The organism is Alkalimarinus alittae, from assembly GCF_026016465.1.
GTDB lineage: Bacteria > Pseudomonadota > Gammaproteobacteria > Pseudomonadales > Oleiphilaceae > Alkalimarinus > Alkalimarinus alittae.
This window is the reverse complement of the sequence record NZ_CP100390.1, coordinates 2,126,069-2,143,823: the sequence shown is the minus strand read 5'-3', so window position 1 is coordinate 2,143,823 and position 17,755 is coordinate 2,126,069. Positions and strand designations below refer to the sequence as shown.

Genomic DNA, 17,755 nt, shown 5'->3' with positions numbered 1-17,755 from the left:
GTTGAGTTATAACCTTATGTTTTATGTTGGCTTTAGTATTGTTTGATCGTTTTTTGCACTATTTCTCGCAATCCACACGAGGAATAAACAATGCAAATAATAAAAAGTGTTCTCTCATTTCTATTACTCTCAACTGCACTTCTACTACACGCATTTTCATTACAGGCTAACGCATCAGAGATTCGCATAAGCCCTGAGCCGAGTCGTAGCGCGTCTGTCTTATTAGACGGTGCATCCTTAGTGGGTAACACCCATATTTTTGTTGAATCAACTCAAGACTCAACCAAACAAGTCCGATTTTATCTTGATACAAGCACTAGCACCTCACCCACCAAAATTGAAAACTTAGGCCCTTATGATTTTGCGGGTACACACCCAGACGACAGCGCAATTGCCTTTGATACCAACACAATACTAGATGGCTACCACACCCTAACAGTCGAACTCGAAAATAACACTGGCAGCATTGAAGTACTAGAGTCTCAGTTTTTAGTGGCCAATAACGAACCAAGTTTACTATTAGGTGATGCGTTATTATCCACCCGAGTTACCGAAGGTACGCCGTCAGCAACCCTTAGCACCACACTGACTACAAACGATGGCAGCAGCCCTACCTTCACCGCTTCAGAATCTACTTCATGGTTAGATATAAACGCATCATCATCCACGACACCGGCTACTATAAATATTCTTCTAAACACCTCGTCTCTGCCCCCCGGAAACTATGCGTCTACCGTTAGCTTTACCGCAGCTGGCTTAGCACCTGCAGAGTTAACGGTTAGCCTATTAGTCACACCAGAAAGCACAGGTAGCTATCAACTATTAACCAGTATGAGCGACGATCGATCATCACCCAGTGCATTGGCCGGTACTGCGCTCAGAGGGGATGCCCATATTTTTATCTCACCTGAAGAAGGCGTTAAACAAGTCCGTTTTTACGTAGATAAATCCATGAGCGGCACGCCCACAAAAATTGAAAATGTTAAACCATTTGACCTAAATGGCACCAAAACCAATAATAACGCTATTCCGCTTGATACCCACACCCTAAGTGATGGCGCACATACCCTGCACGCAAAGGTGATTCTAGATGACTCAAGTGAAGAAGTACTGACCGCTAATTTTGACGTTGTGAACGCTTCAAAAGGGTTTATATTCTCCCCCTCAAGCGTCAGTGAATCTTTAATATCAGGGGAATCCCCCATTGCCATTAACGTGCTATTGGGCTTAAACGCCGCAGCTGATGGCTCTAGCCCACTCTACAACGCAGTCAGTAGTGAAAGCTGGCTATCCGTTAGTCCAGCATCATCAGACGCCCCCGAAACACTAACGGTTACGCTAGATGCCGCAGGTCTGAGTGCTGGTAACTATTCAGCCAATATACAGGTTTCATCACCGGGTTTTGATACCGCATTTCTTCCTATATCACTAACGGTCTCAAACGATAGTCACGCACTACAGGTTGATAGCAACACACTTAACATAGCCAGCCAACCCAACAAAGGACACATCACTCGAACGGTTAACCTTTCAACGAGCGATAGCGCCAGCACTCACTACTCAATCAGCAGTGACTCAGCATGGCTAACAGCCAGTTCAGCGAGTGGTTTTACCCCCGAAGATATCACCATAAATGTCGACACAAACGCACTCGCTATTGGCAGCCATCAAGGGGTGCTCACAATTACCGCTAGCGCCTATGATGCTATAACGGTTGTAGTCAATGCATCTATTGCCAGTAACGACAAGTGCGCGCCAGTTATCTGCTCAGATATTAAAGTATCGCTGCCTTATGAGCTTAATTTTGATACAGATAGCGGGCATATTAACGATAAAAATAATATAGGAACGGGCTTTACTTATGTTCAACCCAGTAGCCTGGGTGGTGGGTTGCTCGCTAATAATATCGAACTAGATACTGACTCAGGCGCACTCCACTTAACGACAACACAAGGCATTCAGTACCTCGGTAATAATAATCTCAACAACGCATTAGGTGTTGGTTTCGCTGGCCCAAATCAGATAGCGGATATATCAACCACATTGATATCGCCACCAAAAGGCGATGGCAAGTTTGAGCAAGCGGGTTTATGGTTAGGGTTCGATGAAGACCACTACATTAAACTTATTCTTCTTTCTACACCTGCAGGCTCTAAAGTTGAGCTAGCCTATGAAAACGAAGGGGTTATTACAAAAACAACATCAAAATATATATCCGATGTCTCTGCTTCAGACATTACCTTTAGGTTCATAGCAACCCCATCAAGCAAAACAGTCAGTGGTTACTATTCAATAAACGGAGGGGAAGAGCATAAAATCGATACCTTTACTATCTCCCCCGAAATGTTTAGTTTTGATGCCGCAGGAATAGACCCTGAAATAGGCACTCGCACCTTTGCTGGCATATTTGTAACCAGCCGACATAATGCATCCCCTATTACTTACGCATTTGATCATTTTACAATTGTCGAAAGTTTTACCCCACCAGATGGCTCAAGCCTAGATTTTACACGGAAGTCTTACGGTTTAAGCTTTCCTACCAGCATGGTGTGGGCACCTGATGGCAGACTCTATGTAACCGAACTATTCGGTACGATCCATGCACTAACCTATGACAACAACCTTAATGTAATCGATGATGAAATACTCAATGGATTAACCGATAAACACGGAGGAAGACTCACCCTCGGGATTACCCTCCATCACGATAATATAAGTGACCCTAATGATTTTTCACTCTGGGTTTCACACTCTAGTCCATCGGTAGATAACGGCCTAGCTAACTCAGGCACTGTCACAAAACTGAGTGGCCCAGGCTTTACGGTTGCTGAAGATATTATCACCGGGCTACCAAGAGCCAAAGCTAATCATGCCCCCAACAGCTTACACTTTGGCCCAGATGACCGTTTATATATTGCAATAGGCGGCAATACTGGCGCAGGCGCGCCAGTTACCGTCCCAACAGAGTTTGGTGATAGAGAAGAGCAACCCCTCTCTGCGGCACTAGTCGTAGCCGATGTGTTCTCACCTAGCTTTGACGGTAGCTGTGCTAATAATAGCGATATATACGGCCCAGCACCTTGCGATGTGATGACGTACTCTACCGGACTACGCAACACCTATGATTTTGTGTTCCATTCTAGTGGTCATGTTTACGCCCCCGATAACGGCTTAGGTGTAACAGGGGCATTCCCCGCTCAGCCCTATCCAGACTGCTCAGGCTTTGCAAGTGCTGACCCTTGGAATGCAGGCGGCCAAAACCCACTTGAACAACCAGACCTTCTTCAGAGGCTTCAAGAGGGCAAGTTCTACGGGCATCCCAATCCTTCTATTGATGAATGTATCTTTAAAGACGGTAGCTACCAAGGTGTGACTCCGTCACTAAATTATGAGCCCCCAATGGCCATAATGGGCTCACATACATCATCAAATGGGATTATTGAATACAAATCGAATACAGCGTGCGGGCAACTTAAGGGTAATTTATTAATTACCAATTACTCATTAGGCGACAACATAGTACGAGTGGTACTCAATGAAACGGGTGACGGTGTCGTTTATCAAGACAGCCTTGTCGGTAGCTTTAATGATCCGCTTACATTATCTGAAAATACAACAGGCGACCTGTTCGTTGCCGAGTTTGGCAATGGAAAAATAACATCCCTAAGGCCTATCTCAAACGGCTGCTGGGAATCACTATCAAACTCACCTATCGCGTTACTCGATACAGGTAGCACGTCAAGCAATGGCGATTTATACACCGTCGGCGGTAAAACGGCATCAGGACCTGTTAATAGCCTTTATAAGTACTCAACAAACAGTGACACATGGACGCAACTCGCCGAAAAACCAGGCGCCCCTGTTGAAAACCCCGCAGCCGTTGCACTAGGTAATTCGCTATATGTATTTGGTGGGTCGACACGTCCCTTTTCGGGTGCTGTATCAAATGCCTATAAATATGACATAACGAACGATACCTGGAGTACGATTGCTAACATGCCCACTGCAAGAGGCGGAATAAGGGCAGAGGTTATCAATGGGCTTATCTATATCGTTGGCGGCATGGATGACACAGGCCAGTCTATAAATGTGCTAGAGATATACCACCCGCTATCTGATAGTTGGTCGTCAGGCCCCGCTATGGCAGAAGCAAGAGATAACCCAGGTACAGCTGTCATAAACGACAAACTTTATGTGATCGGCGGTCGAGAGCGTACATCAAGTGGCGTCACAATAAACGGAACCAAATCATCTGGCGAAGTCTATGACCCACTCAGTAATAGCTGGAACTTTATCGCAAACATGCCTACAGGTCGCCGAACAATGGTGACTAGTACGCTAAATGAAAAAATTCAAGTGATTGGCGGAGAGTATAACGACAGCGACCCCGACGCTATATTCAACCAAAATGAAGAATATGACCCTATCTACAACACCTGGACTCCGTTACCCGTTACGCCATACCCACGCCACGGCGCAGCCTTCTCAACCATCGATAATGTACTTTTTATCAATGGAGGTGGTGACAAAGGAGGGTCTTCGTTCACCAACACCACAGCAAAATTCACACGTTAACCGTTAACAGGACTAAATATTTAAAATAAACCAAAAACGGTAGTCTATTTGTAACAAAGTAACGTTTAAATAGGCTATCGATTTAAAATGAGAACCGCGCTGCAACTGAAAACGAAAGCTGTACTTAAGCCTTTCAGCTGCTTGAAAAGCACATCAATATAGCCTAGATTACTAATAAAATAATGATTAGTAAGAGTTGGATTATTAATATATGGATATATCAGTAATACTCGCTACTTTTAATCGTGACGCGATTTTACAGAAAACATTAGACAGCTTCACCGGTATTAATATAGCGCATTTAAAATGGGAAATTATCGTTGTTGATAATGGGGTTAGACAACAAACAGAGCAGCTAGTAAACGCATATCAATCAACATTACCCATTACCTACCTCAGCGAAAAAGCGCCAGGGAAAAACTCGGCCTTAAATAAAGCACTCCCTCTCGCTCAAGGGGGGATTTTAGTATTTACCGACGACGATATTATTGCCCAACCTAACTGGTTAACCGAGCTTTATAACGGCATTAATCGAAACCCTGACTTTGATATGTTCGGCGGCACTATCAAACCTAGCTATCCCAACATAAGCGTTGATAGCAGAATTAATTTATCCCATCACTCTATTCGCGATGCGTTAGTTATAACAAACCCTGAGTTTAAAGAAGGCGCAATTAGACCCGGTCAAATCTGGGGCCCGAATATGGCAATTAGAAGAAAGATCATCGACGCAGGCTTTACGTTCAACCCCAACATAGGTCCGAATGGCTCAGACTATGTGATGGGCAGTGAAACTGAATTTTTATTGCGTGCCCATAAGGCAGGTTACAAATCAGCTTTTTTACCTGCTGCTGTTGTATTTCATCAAATACGTGAAAACCAACTCTGCCTAGACTGGCTCGCAGGTCGCGCATTTAGACACGGAAAAGGTGACGCGGCAAAATCGTCTATCCCCGACTGTAAATCTTGGTTTGGTGCCCCTAGGTATCTATACAAAAAAGCCTTAATACATAAGCTGCTGATGCTTTCAGACCGCATAAGGCATAAACACCATGCCTTTTTTAGCCACTTTATTCGTTATAACTTTATTAAAGGTCAGATTTCTCAATATAAAAAAAGAAAAGTAGGCCAGCATTAAAGTCCTATAAACAGGTATTACACTGTTTAACATAGATATAGTTCACATCCCCCCCTTGCCTCAGTTAAAATACCTGTTAATTTAAGTCTTTAATTAATCGGCTTTTTTTAGTGTCATTATAGCCAGTACATGACGTTAATAAGCTGTAACCCTTTACCCAGTTTCACTTTATTGGTTACACAACCGCTGAGAGTTGCATGAAGCAAAAAGTTATTACGTTACTTAAAAAGTTCGACGATATTGTTCATGAGAACTTTGGCCCTATTCGTGTCATGTTTGTAATAACCAATAAGTTCGGTTTAATGTGCCAGCTACCGCTCATTAAACAAATGGTTAAAGACTCTCGATTCAAAGTCTATATCACTTCAGTTAATAGACCTTCTATAAATAACCCTGTGCATGATGAACTGGTCGATACCTATTTTATATCACCTCAAAAAGCGTCGTTGACCAAAATTCACTACGTCATTTATACCGATATGCCCCATTTATATTTTAAGCGAAATTGTTTGAAAGTATCAATGTCTCATGGTGCAGCTTTTGGTATTACTGATTACACAGAAAAGCAATCTTGCCACCCTGAAGTCGATATTGTATTTGGTATAGGCAGAAGCTTTAGAGACAAAATAGAAGAATATAAGCCGGGCACTATATCGAATGAAAAGAAGTTATTCTTCCCTACTGGCTTCATGAAAACAGACAACTTAATCAATAAAAAACAAAACCGAGATAAAATATTAGCAAGTTTAGGGTTAGACCCCAATAAGCAAACGATATTAATAGCGTCTCATTGGACTGAATCATCGATTCTACGAACACTCGAGTCAGCGATTGCCGAACAAATATCAACGGATTACCCAGACCATAACGTTATTCAAACCGCCCATGAAAAAATATGGACTAACCCCAGGTTGAGCAATAAAGAGTCGAGTGAACATTTTGACTCTCAAGCACTCATCAACCAATTGCAGCGCGTTGAACAAACATGTGCGAACTTTAAATTAGTGAGACGCAGCCAGATTCAACCACTGTTATCCATCGCCGATGCGTTTGTGACCGATCTAAGCTCTGTCATTGTTGAATATAGCTTACTCGACCGCCCTATTCTTTTTTATAACGCAACCGATGAAGTCTTCACCGACCCAACAACATTAAAGCTCTACAAAGATGCCTCAACAAGCTTTACCCAAATTGATGAAATAAAACCGCTTTTAGATCAACAACTGCAAAACCCAGCGCTCAAGAGCGTAGGTAGAAGAGCGCTAGCAGATTACTTTTTAGATAACCAAGGCGAAGCTACAAAAGCATCAATTGAGACACTGTTGCGTATGGGTAGAATGTCATCAAGAAACTCAAGAAAATGGCGGCGAGCGTTAAACCTCAGTAAGGCTACCTAATAAAACGGTTTAGTATTTCCGCCCGATTATTGCTTTGATTAAGCCTTTAAATGCAGCGACATGAGGCCGGCATAAAAAGCTATTGAAAAAACAGTTGAATGCATCCAAGCGAGCATTTGGCTGTTTAAGCATAGCCATTCCAAGCTCATAATAATTCTTTGATTTAAACACCTTGAGATTCTTAGAGGCTTGTTGAGACTTAGGTAACCGCTCTAACTTTTTGGCAACCATTAATCGTTCTTTAGATTGAAGACTCGAACGTTTCTTAGAAATGCTCTGCTCATGGTTTCTATACAAAAAACTAGGTTCGGAGATATAACCAATATTGGTTTCATAGGCCACTCTCAACCACATTTCTCGGTCATCAATATGTCTTAATGTTTCATCAAAACCGCCTATTTTTGCCAGTATTTCTTTTCTTATTCCTACGCCGGGTGTTCCTACATAATTAGCTGAAATCAATGCCGCAAATGCATCACTAGATTCAACAAAATAGGCATTATCTGTAATTTTACGGCCTAATATTGACTGCAAAGAAACATAATCATCGATCATTCTATTTCTTACAATGTTCTTAGCGTCACTATCCACAATTGAGAAATTGGTTGTCACCATGCCAACGGAAGGCTCTTGCTCAAACACCTTCATAGCCTCTGTAAATTTACCCGGCAATGCAATATCATCAGAATCAAACAGAAAGACAACATCACCTGTCGCTAAGCCTATACCGACATTTCGAGGTTTAGCAGGCCCACCGTTATTTTCAATCACTGTATAACTGATAAATGAATAACGATTAGTAAACGCCGCCATAATAGCTGGCGTATTATCTGTAGAGCCATCATCCACAACAATAATTTCTTGATCGGCATACGCTTGCTCTATCAACGAGTTTAACGTCTCTGTTATATAGGCAGCCGAATTATAAGTGGGTATTACAATTGATATTTTCATGTTGATACTATGAATTCCTTTCTACTCGCTGATGGTGAGCCAACGCGAGCCTAACACCAAATAACAAACGGTATAACTTACTAGGCAAAACATGGCTCAAGGCCTCTTGCTCTTTCTTCGTAAACATAAACGAGATAGACAGGTAAGTCATTAACACAAATAAGCCAATCAACCCAATAAAGTAAGCGAACGATATATCGCTAAGTAGTTGTGACTTTATATACAAAACCGTACAAAACGGAACGGCCAACACCGCGGCACTCTTTAGGAGGTTGCGATAAATAGTAAGAATAGAAAAGTCTATATCACGCTGTAGGCATAAGTGAATTAACACCGTACGGGTAAATAAAAGCGGGAAAACAACGCCTAACGCCGCCCCCTCTAGGCCATAGTAATAAACCAATAAAAAAGTTGCGGTCAGCGACACTACGGCTTCACCTGCCGTTATAATTGACAAAGTGCGGGGTTTGTTAATAGCCATTAACGCATTCGCTACAGGGGAGTTAGCAAAAGCTAACATTTTACCGAATAATACAATACAACAGATGGTATATGCTGTTGAGGCATCAAATGTACCCCCCATCCAGAACTGAAATACTTCTTGAGCAAAAAGGACAAAGCCAAAAATCGTAATAAGCGCCAATATCGAATTTAAACGACTAAACAGGTAAATTTTTTGTACCAGCGCTTTAATATCCCCTTTGGCATAATCCGCGGTGATTAATGGTGTGGTCATATTGACCGCACTAACCAGTATCTGTACCGCATAATCGACTAACCGTAATGCAACATAGTAAACCGTCAACTGAGCAGCGCTCAATAAATACCCTATAACCCATAAATCGCCCCGTTCTTTTAACATTCGAGACATGTCTATGAAAAACACCCAAGCGCTATAGCCTGATAACGATTTAATGATAGCTTTATCGATATAACTAAACTTTACATTAACATTGGGCTCAAGATATTTAGCTATAAAATAAAACGTAAAGTTAGATAAAATCGATGCCAATAAACCAATTAATGCGATGGCAATTAATTGGTAGCCTGTCATAACAGCCCAGACAATAGCAGCCGTAGACAATATTTTAAAAACGATACGTGAAAGCGCTAATAAGTCATAACGCATGTGATAAGCCGCGATGCCAGAAAACGCTTTGAATGGAAATTCCAGAGCAATATTAACGCCTGTAATAATGACCAATATTTGAACTAGATTGGCGTTATCAGCATCAACGTCCCAATGAGTTGCAAAAAAACTAGCCGCTAGCGATACAACCATTATTACCAGCGCAAGAATAAAGTAGATAAAAAAAGCCGAAGAGACAATTTTGCTGGTTTCTTTTCTGTCATCTACAGCGAGAGACTTTGATATATAGCGTGTTACCGCAGTAGCAAACCCAAGATCAAATATATAAAGGGCCCCAGTAATACTAGACACAATAATCCAGATACCATAAAGATGCTCCCCTAGGCTCGCAACCATAAACGGCAGCATAAAAAAGCCAATTATGATGCCAAGAAAGGTTTCTACTATCCTAAGAGCTGAGCTTTTTAAAAAACGAGATGATAACGTTGATGACATAATCTATTACACAAAAGTTTTGATGAACAACTTAACTGCTGAAATCGATGGCGTTATGCAAAAAGCTTTTATAATCAGCTTTCTTGCATCTAATGAACGATTAGTATCGATGTAAAACCTTGCCAGACTTAAATAGTTTCGAACCAAGGAACAATTAATGGCCAATAAATTTTCTTTATTTTGTTCTAGTTTAAGTTGCTTTTCATGAACAACAATTCTGCTAAGGGCATTTTTACCACCTCTCGAACTTATACCACCTGGATTAATTCGGTATTGGTGTAATATGTGATCAATAAATAAGAAGTCATATTTAAGCGCAATTCGATACCACATATCAGCATCATCACAATTACTCAATGCTTCATCAAAGTAACCAACATCTTCAAATACTTTTCTTGGTATAACTACACTCGAAGTACCAACGAAATTAGATAAACATAAAGCTTTATAAGCATCAGGACTCGATAGCTTATATTCTCCATTTGATACAGGAGTGAAATCTACTCTGAAAGTTTGATAATCTGATAAATAATCTTCATTTAACAACTCACCATTTAATCCAATTGATTGAAAGCCAGTACAAACCAAACCAACGTTTGGACTAGCCATAAATGCACTTACGCTTTTTTCAACCTTACCAGATAACATGATGTCATCTGAATCAAAGAGCATCACCAGATCACCTTTAGATTTTCTTATACCAGTATTTCTAGGTACAGCAGGACCTCCATTATTTTTACTCTCGCAGTAATACTTAATGGTGTCATTCAAAAACGGCTCGATGACAGCTTTAGAACGATCTGTAGAGCAGTCATCAACCAGTATAACCTCGATATTTTTATAACTCTGGTCTAAAATCGAGTTTAGTGTTTTAACTAGATACTTCTCAGCGTTGTAAACAGGTATAACAATCGAAACTCTTGGCTGATAACCTTTAGATGGCACAGAATATTCCCTTCTTTTTAATCATTTATAAGGCTGGTAGTGAAATATTATAATAGCTTGGTCGTCTCAGGCTTAATGCAGGCTCTTAATAACGCAAACTAACCAACATACAACACCCCGTAAAACTTACTTAACAGCCAACTCTGAACTCTCACCCCTAATAGTTGAGATGAGACTAGTCGCCAACTCTTCTTCATAAATTGCGGGGGCTTTAACTAAACGCCAACTATTATCTTCAAGTAAATAATGTTGTTTGCTTGAAGTGACCGTATATGGCCCAAAATGGATACATTGATACTCAATAATGAGATAACCTCTAGGGGACTCTATGATATCCATCGACACCCAAGGTGTTTTTAATTTTTGTTTTACGTTGTATGCAAAATCAACCAACTCCAAAGAAGGGAGCTCATCGCCAGAAAAATTTCCACTACCTGAAGCTCTAAAGTCATTATCTCTGGTATATCTCTTTAAAGAAAAGACTTTATTACCGATCACTAACACCTTCCAGTCATGGGTTTGCTGTGGAATAAACTCTTGTAAGACGATACTGCCTGTGTTTGTAGGGTATTTATCTTTATATTTTTTGAGAGACTTTTTATATTTAAATATGTTTTTACGAGGTTTAACGGTTGGCGTTAAGTGCGTACGACTATAATCGAGCAAATCTTCAAGAGAATTGATTTTGGAAACAGTTTTACTACCAAACCCCTGTGGTAACTTAGCAATAACAGGAAAATCAAGCCCGCTCCGAACTAAATATGCTATATCTTCAATACTTCCCAATAGCCAAGACTTTGGAGTAGGTATTGTTAATCTAGCTTTATATAATTCTTGATAGAATTTATTTTCATGACTTTTTAAATGATCTAGAGAGGGGATAAGTATCGCGCCACGGCTTTGAGCATCCATCATGATGTCAAAAATATAATTATAATAACTAGAGTGCTGCGAGCTACAATAAAATATAAAAACTTTATTATCTTCTATTTTTAATAAAGGGACGACTAATTCTTCGTACTGAACATATAGCGCCTCTACAACATTAATGTTATCAGTGTTTAAAGCACTATAAAAATGAGGTGTTAAAATTGATTCAACTTCATCTAGTAACTGAGGGAACCCACCGACAGAGTTTTTAAGTATGACCAAGCTAGTTTTCATTTCAAATACTTCCTTTGTACTGTTTCCCCTCAACCTCAATTTTTTAAAGACTAGGTAAACTAAGGGTGGCGGCCTAGACGAAATGAGTGAATTATAGAGGCTTGAACTCTAAATGCATAGCACCTGAAAGCTTGCAATCAAAATAAGGTAACGGAATGATTTATTTTAACAGTCTAGCAATACGGTCTGCATAGCCTTTGACTAAGTACATCAATTTCAACTTCAGTGATCTTACAATTTGTAATGAGTGTAACCTGACTTCAGTTGTAGCTAAACTTTTTTTATAATAAGTATTCTTTCCACCTCCAGCCAAAAAGTCATAATTACTAACAGAAGTATTGTCGAAAGCATTTTCAATCGAGTAGCCTAAGTGCAAACTACCTAATGATATTTTTTTATGAAAGCTCTCATTATATGCAGACTGAATATTGTAAACTTTATTAAAATATTGAATGTCATACACAACAGACTCACAAACATTATTAACCATCAACGCAGAAAGGTTAATTGTAGCGCCCCTTTCAGCTAATTCGTGTATAAGACTCTTATGAAATAAAAGAGAATTAGTTGAAAATACATCCCCCCACCGTAATTTATGAAATCTCTCCATAATGTCAAAAAAGACATCTATTTTATCAGGGAAGTAGTTTTTAATTTCAACAGTCCCTATCGTAGCTAGCAATGTCCGCCTGTTAAAAATTTTCAACCTTGTATTTTTACCTCTCGAGGCAAAGTAGTTTTTTGCACTACCTGTACAGTCAATAGAGTACGCCACATCTTCATGTATAGTTCGCACAAGCCATTTACGCCTAAGCGCCTCTTTTATTAAAAGGCTTGATAAAACGCCATCAACATATGTGTCTCTTACAATAAAATCATCCCACTCTACATTATTAAGTTCAGATACTGCTTCGGCTTTTTCTGCGTTACTCCCCTTACCTGCTACGATGTCAATGTATTCTACCCGAGGCGTTACAATATTTTGATAATTAGTACCAACGAATTGGAGGCGACGTATATTGACAACCTTTTTAATTTTAAATGCATCAATATACAACGGCAGCCATGCGGCTAGCTGACCAGCCCGTAGAATATAAATTTCCTGTAACTTGAAGTTGTTAGGCTTACCCCAAATGGTCCACCAAAGATCTTGTAGTATTGGGCTGTTGAATAGAGGGTCAGCAGTTGAAGACTTTAATAGCTCCAGCTTGTCTTCCTTAAGTTTAGTGCTACTTGGTATCGCTTTTACTTCTTCCATGACCTACCTTATTATGACAAACAACCAATAACATTTACTTAATCAACTCAAATTTAAAATAACTAGTGAAATTTTAACTAATAGCCATTCGTTTAGTTAAAACTCCTTATTAATTTGGCGGGATTCCCTCCAACCAACGACATTGAAGGTACGTCACTACTCACTACACTGTTTGCTGCTACAACAGATCCATCATGTATGGTTACCCCTGGCAAAATAAAAGTATTCGCCCCAATCCAAACATTATTTCCAATAGTCACTGGTCGACTACTTCCCTTTGAGTGTATTCGGGCATCAACATTTGGAAAGCATAAATCATGACCATTATTATCAATAATGTGACAATTTGCTGCAATTAAACAATTCTCCCCAATTCGTATAGATTCTGTCGCATGTATACAACTTCCGTGTATGCGAGTTCGGCGCCCTATAGATACTTCTGCCCCCTTTTCTATCAACTAATATTTTAACAGGTGAATGCATGTTGATATGATAAGCACTATTGTCTGAGTTCAATACCACATCTTCCCCAACCTCCAACCTTCTATGATAGATATGATAGGAAAACCGTTAATTACAACGCACTTGCTAAGAATAACACCTTCATTTTGTTTAATGTTTTGGATTATTAACTGACGTTTACATTTAGTTATAAATTTTTCGCACAGTATAAAAATATGTAACAGTATATTCACGCAATTTATCTCTTTTGTTTAATACGAAGCTTAAACGGGTTTGTTGGTAAGGGTGAGGTATTACCTGAAATAATTATACAGATAATATAGGATTATTTTAGATTAATTCATTGTTGGTAAATATATGCTATAAGTTTTTTAAGCTTTAATAGAGTGAAGCTCTGGTATAATACAAAAATGTACCTAATTTAAATTTTTAATCTGAAAGTTAACTATAAAGACCCTTACGCTACGATGACAAACATTAATGTAAAGCATGAGAAAGCCAGCCAAAGAAGCGTCAATCAAGTAAAGCCCATTCTTGTTTATCTTACCTGTATATATGTTATAACTTGGTACTTACAGCTGGGTTTAAGGGTAGACATCCTTGGCAAGATTCGTTTTGAGTTTATTTTAGGTGTATTCCTGATAATAAGTGCAGTCATTCATGCGTCTAATTCTAGGGATAAGCCTAGCCCTTTAACCCCTTACATTTACATGTATATATTCACACTTCTTTTTAGTATTGTATTTTCTTATGATCGGTCCCATTCAATAGATATTTTTGTTGACCGTGTAGTAAAGTTTTCAATGCTTGCCTTATTCATAAGTAGTTTTATTAGAAACACATGGGCTCTCAAACTTTTTTTGGCTGCTTTTTTACTCGCATGCTTCAAAATGGGGCAAGAAGGGTTTCTAGGTTGGTACACAGGTTCGCTAGTTTGGCAAAACCAAGGAATTATGAGACTCCATGGATCAACTCCACTATATCTACACCCAAACTCATTTGCAGGCATGGCGTTGGGTACTCTGCCCTTTATTTACTTTCTTTTTCCACTAGCCAGTAAAACGATTAAGGTTTTCTTTGCGTGTCTTACAATTTTCTCACTGGTAATCATAATTTTTTCAGGCTCTAGAACTGCATACGTAGGCTTGGCAGTCGTTATTTTTTACGCTATTTTTAAGACAGGGCTTTCAAAAAAATATTTAATTATTATGCTCTTTGGACTTTCTATCTCTGCTTCATTTATACCCGATAGTTATATTGAGCGTTTTGAATCGATATTCACAGGGAAGGAAAAAGAAGGCAACTCTTCTGGAGCGAGACTCAAAATTATTGAAGACGCTATCGAGATTTATTTAAGCCACCCACTAGGCGTTGGCGTTGCTGCATTCCCTAAAGTTAGGACAGATACATTCGGCCGAACACAAGATACTCACAACTTATACCTTGAGGTTTTAACAAATATTGGAATTCAAGGTTTTATCATCTTTTTCTTACTCGTTTATAATACTATAAAGCTAAATAAAATAAACATAGCGAAAACGAAGCATTTATTAGGGAAGTCTAAATTAATAAATGGTAATTCAGAAAATACTATAGAATTAAAAATACTTGCTGCAACAAGTCAAGCATTGGTTTTATTTCTCTTGATTCGATTAACCCTTGGTCTATTCGGCATGGACCTGTATGAAATATATTGGTGGCTTGCCATCGGACTAACGATTTCAATATATCGGATATTAGACAATCTTGAGAGTTCTTTAGCTGAAGAAGTCACAAATTAGCTAATATTTTTAGTGTACAAGGTGATGATGAGCTATATTGTTAGCATAGTCATTTGTTAAATGAACACGTTTCTGGGAGTAAGAACCAATGACCTTTTCGGCTTATGTCAGGCTAGCACTAACTTTAGTAACTGGGTTAATCTCAATACCCTCAATTGCTCAACCGTCTATTACGAATATTGAAGGATCAATACTTGAAGGGGCTAATATATCAATATCTGGTAGTAATTTCGGCGCAGGATCCCCCCAAGTGTTATGGGACACTGTCATCAATCAAATTGAACCGACTGAAAACGTTGATGGGAAAGTTGTACCCGTTGGGAATGGGAAAACATGGAAAGAAAATGGCTCTCAGTGGTCAGAACCTTTTGTATTTTCTTTAGATAAAACGCCACAAGCTAGGCGCAGCCTAGCTTATGAATCTAAGCGACGGGGTACTCTTAGATGGCCTAGTGAAATAACAGATTTAGGCCTAGACAACATTTATATTACATGGTGGTTTTGGTCTAATGAGAGCCCCTCTGCAAACGGTGGCTCAAATAAGTTTATTAGGGTTTGGGATGAATCTGATGGTAAGCATACCAGAATATCATGGACTCAAATGCATATGACAGCAACAGCTAAAGATATCGATTATAATACTGGCGCAGCACCGAGTTGGGGTGACTGGGGCGGCAATGCTGGAAAATGGAATCGAATGGAGTTATGGGTAAGTGGTGATCATAATGTTATACGAGCATGGACAAATAACAAACTAATTCACAATATAACAGACTTCAAGAAATCAACAACGTCACAGGGCCTAAATATATACTTGCTAGGTTTTGACCCAAGTGTTTCGGAGAAATACCCAAATTTTGAGTTTAAAGTTAGTGATATATATGCGTCTCCAACAATAGCTAGAGTTGAAATTTCTAATAAGGCAACTTGGAACGACATAAACGCCATCCGAGAAATACAGCCTATTCAAAACTGGGAAGATAATAAGATTGGAGTTACATTAAACTTTGGTTCATTTAAGAACTTGTCAGACAAATACCTATATATAGTTGATGGTAATGGAAATGCTAACAAGTCAGGATTTTCGCTTTGCCCTTCCTGTCCTCAGTCTCCTGCATTACAGATTGAATAAACTGTAACACAAGAATCAGAAGCTAAAGAATTCAACTGTACAACTGCTCATTACCTATAATCTATAAAAAAGGTCAAAAATAAAGAGCATTAAATAAATCAAAAAAACGCCAAGGAACATTTCAAGATGAGTTGCTTGGTTTTATTTTATTGGGCCGCATTATCGGCTCTTAAATTACTGATAGAGTCGATTGATAATTCAGTGTTTAGTTTATCATTATAAAATTAAAGACATACAATAAACTACTTATCCCCATAATTGTCAGATCGATAACAGTTAACAACTGTCTCTTATCCTTTAACAGCTCTTTTTCTAAGCGTTTATTTTCGAGAAGGCCATAACGCACACAGCACAGTATTTTACTTTACTTCATTATAAACTACTGACTACTGCTTCTAAGTTTGCTTTTCTCCCTTCCCACTCACTTACCATTCTAATCTTATTGTCTATAATATCCCAAGAATGCTTATCTTTGTTATTTACAGAATCTTTAATAGATTGCACTAAACTAGACTCATCAAGCTTAGTATAAGTGATGCCATATTTAAAATAGGACCTTATTGTTAAGGTGTCAGAAAGTATTAATGGCTTATCAACTGAAATTGCCTCATACGCTCCACAATTAAGTACATATTCTAAATCAGTTAAGACCATAACAATATCTACTGACTTTATAAGAGACTGGTATTGCTCTTCATCAACAAAGCCTAATAAGTGAACATTTTTAGGGACTACTATCTTTCCATCGGCCAAATCAACCCACTTATTAAAATTACCTGTAACATATAAATGAATATCTTCAGGAAGAGTATTAAATAGCTTAATTACTTTCTCATATGGTTCATCATCACTGTAGGTACACACAAAAGCTATATTAACCCTACCCTCAAGCGGTGTAATTTTACCTTTGTCTAATTCAGGTAGCTTATCTTGAAGAACGAAGCCTTTACCACCCCATTCTTCTACAATCTCTTTCAAAGGTTCATTAGTCACGATTGTTAAATCTGCATACTTGATTGTCAATTTACTCAAAAAATGGAAAATTCGCCATTTTGGGTTCCAGCTTTTGATAGTTTTAAATTTAAAATTAGTATGACGATCAACAATCAATTTAAAGTTATTAATTTTTTTAAGGCAGCAGAGTAAAAATGTTAGAACTATTGATGGATTTTGACAGATTACAACCGTTGGTTTTTTTTCTTTAATAAGGCGTACTGTTTTAACTATTAAAACAGGATATCTTCTCAACCTATTACCAGCATGGATTAGTGGTGTGTAAGTATAGTTAAGTGCTTTTGCGAGCTCTCGTGACCGCCGGTGATCTTCCCAACATACCCAAAGATGATTATCGTTCTTCATTATAG

Annotated in this window: 12 protein-coding genes; 5 read left to right on the top strand and 7 right to left on the bottom strand. The window is 38.9% G+C overall.

Annotated elements, in window-relative coordinates; all coding sequences use genetic code 11:
* Positions 1-90 precede the first annotated feature (90 nt).
* The 3 genes from NKI27_RS09705 (at position 91) to NKI27_RS09695 (ending at position 7,110) form a co-directional block, all read left to right on the top strand.
* Positions 91-4,575: a Kelch repeat-containing protein gene (locus tag NKI27_RS09705; protein ID WP_265045862.1), complete on the top strand. Its 4,485-nt coding sequence runs from the start codon at positions 91-93 to the stop codon at positions 4,573-4,575.
* A 211-nt stretch (positions 4,576-4,786) separates the two neighbouring features.
* Entirely contained in the window at positions 4,787-5,713 is a 927-nt protein-coding gene (locus NKI27_RS09700; RefSeq protein ID WP_265045861.1) for a glycosyltransferase, read from the top strand.
* Between the two features lie 197 nt (positions 5,714-5,910).
* Complete coding sequence (locus tag NKI27_RS09695) at positions 5,911-7,110, top strand: CDP-glycerol glycerophosphotransferase family protein (protein ID WP_265045860.1); 1,200 nt, start codon at positions 5,911-5,913, stop codon at positions 7,108-7,110.
* Between the two features lie 9 nt (positions 7,111-7,119).
* On the opposite strand, the gene NKI27_RS09690 is transcribed toward NKI27_RS09695, so the two are convergent.
* From NKI27_RS09690 to NKI27_RS19415, 6 genes are all read right to left on the bottom strand, one after another.
* Complete coding sequence (locus NKI27_RS09690; protein WP_265045859.1) at positions 7,120-8,064, bottom strand: glycosyltransferase family 2 protein; 945 nt, start codon at positions 8,062-8,064, stop codon at positions 7,120-7,122.
* Between the two features lie 7 nt (positions 8,065-8,071).
* Positions 8,072-9,649 (bottom strand): oligosaccharide flippase family protein, encoded by a 1,578-nt coding sequence (locus tag NKI27_RS09685; RefSeq protein WP_265045858.1) that lies wholly within the window; start codon positions 9,647-9,649, stop codon positions 8,072-8,074.
* 6 nt (positions 9,650-9,655) lie between these two features.
* Positions 9,656-10,594 carry a glycosyltransferase family 2 protein gene (locus NKI27_RS09680; RefSeq protein ID WP_265045857.1) on the bottom strand — a complete coding sequence of 313 codons (939 nt, stop codon included), beginning with the start codon at positions 10,592-10,594 and terminating at the stop codon, positions 9,656-9,658.
* A 126-nt stretch (positions 10,595-10,720) separates the two neighbouring features.
* The gene (locus tag NKI27_RS09675) at positions 10,721-11,758 is read right to left on the bottom strand and encodes an ATP-grasp domain-containing protein (protein ID WP_265045856.1); all 1,038 of its coding nucleotides are present in this window, start codon (positions 11,756-11,758) and stop codon (positions 10,721-10,723) included.
* A 160-nt stretch (positions 11,759-11,918) separates the two neighbouring features.
* Positions 11,919-13,016: a GNAT family N-acetyltransferase gene (locus NKI27_RS09670; protein WP_265045855.1), complete on the bottom strand. Its 1,098-nt coding sequence runs from the start codon at positions 13,014-13,016 to the stop codon at positions 11,919-11,921.
* 92 nt (positions 13,017-13,108) lie between these two features.
* A complete protein-coding gene (locus NKI27_RS19415; RefSeq protein ID WP_406802291.1) occupies positions 13,109-13,474 on the bottom strand; it encodes an acyltransferase in 366 nt (121 codons plus the stop codon).
* Positions 13,475-13,945: 471 nt separating this feature from the next.
* Between NKI27_RS19415 and NKI27_RS09660 the strand changes: the two genes are divergently transcribed.
* The gene (locus tag NKI27_RS09660) at positions 13,946-15,259 is read left to right on the top strand and encodes an O-antigen ligase family protein (protein WP_265045853.1); all 1,314 of its coding nucleotides are present in this window, start codon (positions 13,946-13,948) and stop codon (positions 15,257-15,259) included.
* Positions 15,260-15,347: 88 nt separating this feature from the next.
* A complete protein-coding gene (locus NKI27_RS09655; RefSeq protein WP_265049447.1) occupies positions 15,348-16,391 on the top strand; it encodes a hypothetical protein in 1,044 nt (347 codons plus the stop codon).
* Between the two features lie 372 nt (positions 16,392-16,763).
* Here NKI27_RS09655 and NKI27_RS09650 read toward each other — a convergent pair whose 3' ends face one another.
* Positions 16,764-17,750: a glycosyltransferase gene (locus NKI27_RS09650; protein ID WP_265049446.1), complete on the bottom strand. Its 987-nt coding sequence runs from the start codon at positions 17,748-17,750 to the stop codon at positions 16,764-16,766.
* Between the last annotated feature and the right edge of the window lie 5 nt (positions 17,751-17,755).

Coding starts and splice junctions, on each gene's coding strand:
- NKI27_RS09705 (WP_265045862.1), top strand. CDS start 91: ATGCAAATAATAAAAAGTGTTCTCTCATTTCTATTACTCTCAACTGCA.
- NKI27_RS09700 (WP_265045861.1), top strand. CDS start 4,787: ATGGATATATCAGTAATACTCGCTACTTTTAATCGTGACGCGATTTTA.
- NKI27_RS09695 (WP_265045860.1), top strand. CDS start 5,911: ATGAAGCAAAAAGTTATTACGTTACTTAAAAAGTTCGACGATATTGTT.
- NKI27_RS09690 (WP_265045859.1), bottom strand. CDS start 8,064: ATGAAAATATCAATTGTAATACCCACTTATAATTCGGCTGCCTATATA.
- NKI27_RS09685 (WP_265045858.1), bottom strand. CDS start 9,649: ATGTCATCAACGTTATCATCTCGTTTTTTAAAAAGCTCAGCTCTTAGG.
- NKI27_RS09675 (WP_265045856.1), bottom strand. CDS start 11,758: ATGAAAACTAGCTTGGTCATACTTAAAAACTCTGTCGGTGGGTTCCCT.
- NKI27_RS09670 (WP_265045855.1), bottom strand. CDS start 13,016: ATGGAAGAAGTAAAAGCGATACCAAGTAGCACTAAACTTAAGGAAGAC.
- NKI27_RS09660 (WP_265045853.1), top strand. CDS start 13,946: ATGACAAACATTAATGTAAAGCATGAGAAAGCCAGCCAAAGAAGCGTC.
- NKI27_RS09655 (WP_265049447.1), top strand. CDS start 15,348: ATGACCTTTTCGGCTTATGTCAGGCTAGCACTAACTTTAGTAACTGGG.
- NKI27_RS09650 (WP_265049446.1), bottom strand. CDS start 17,750: ATGAAGAACGATAATCATCTTTGGGTATGTTGGGAAGATCACCGGCGG.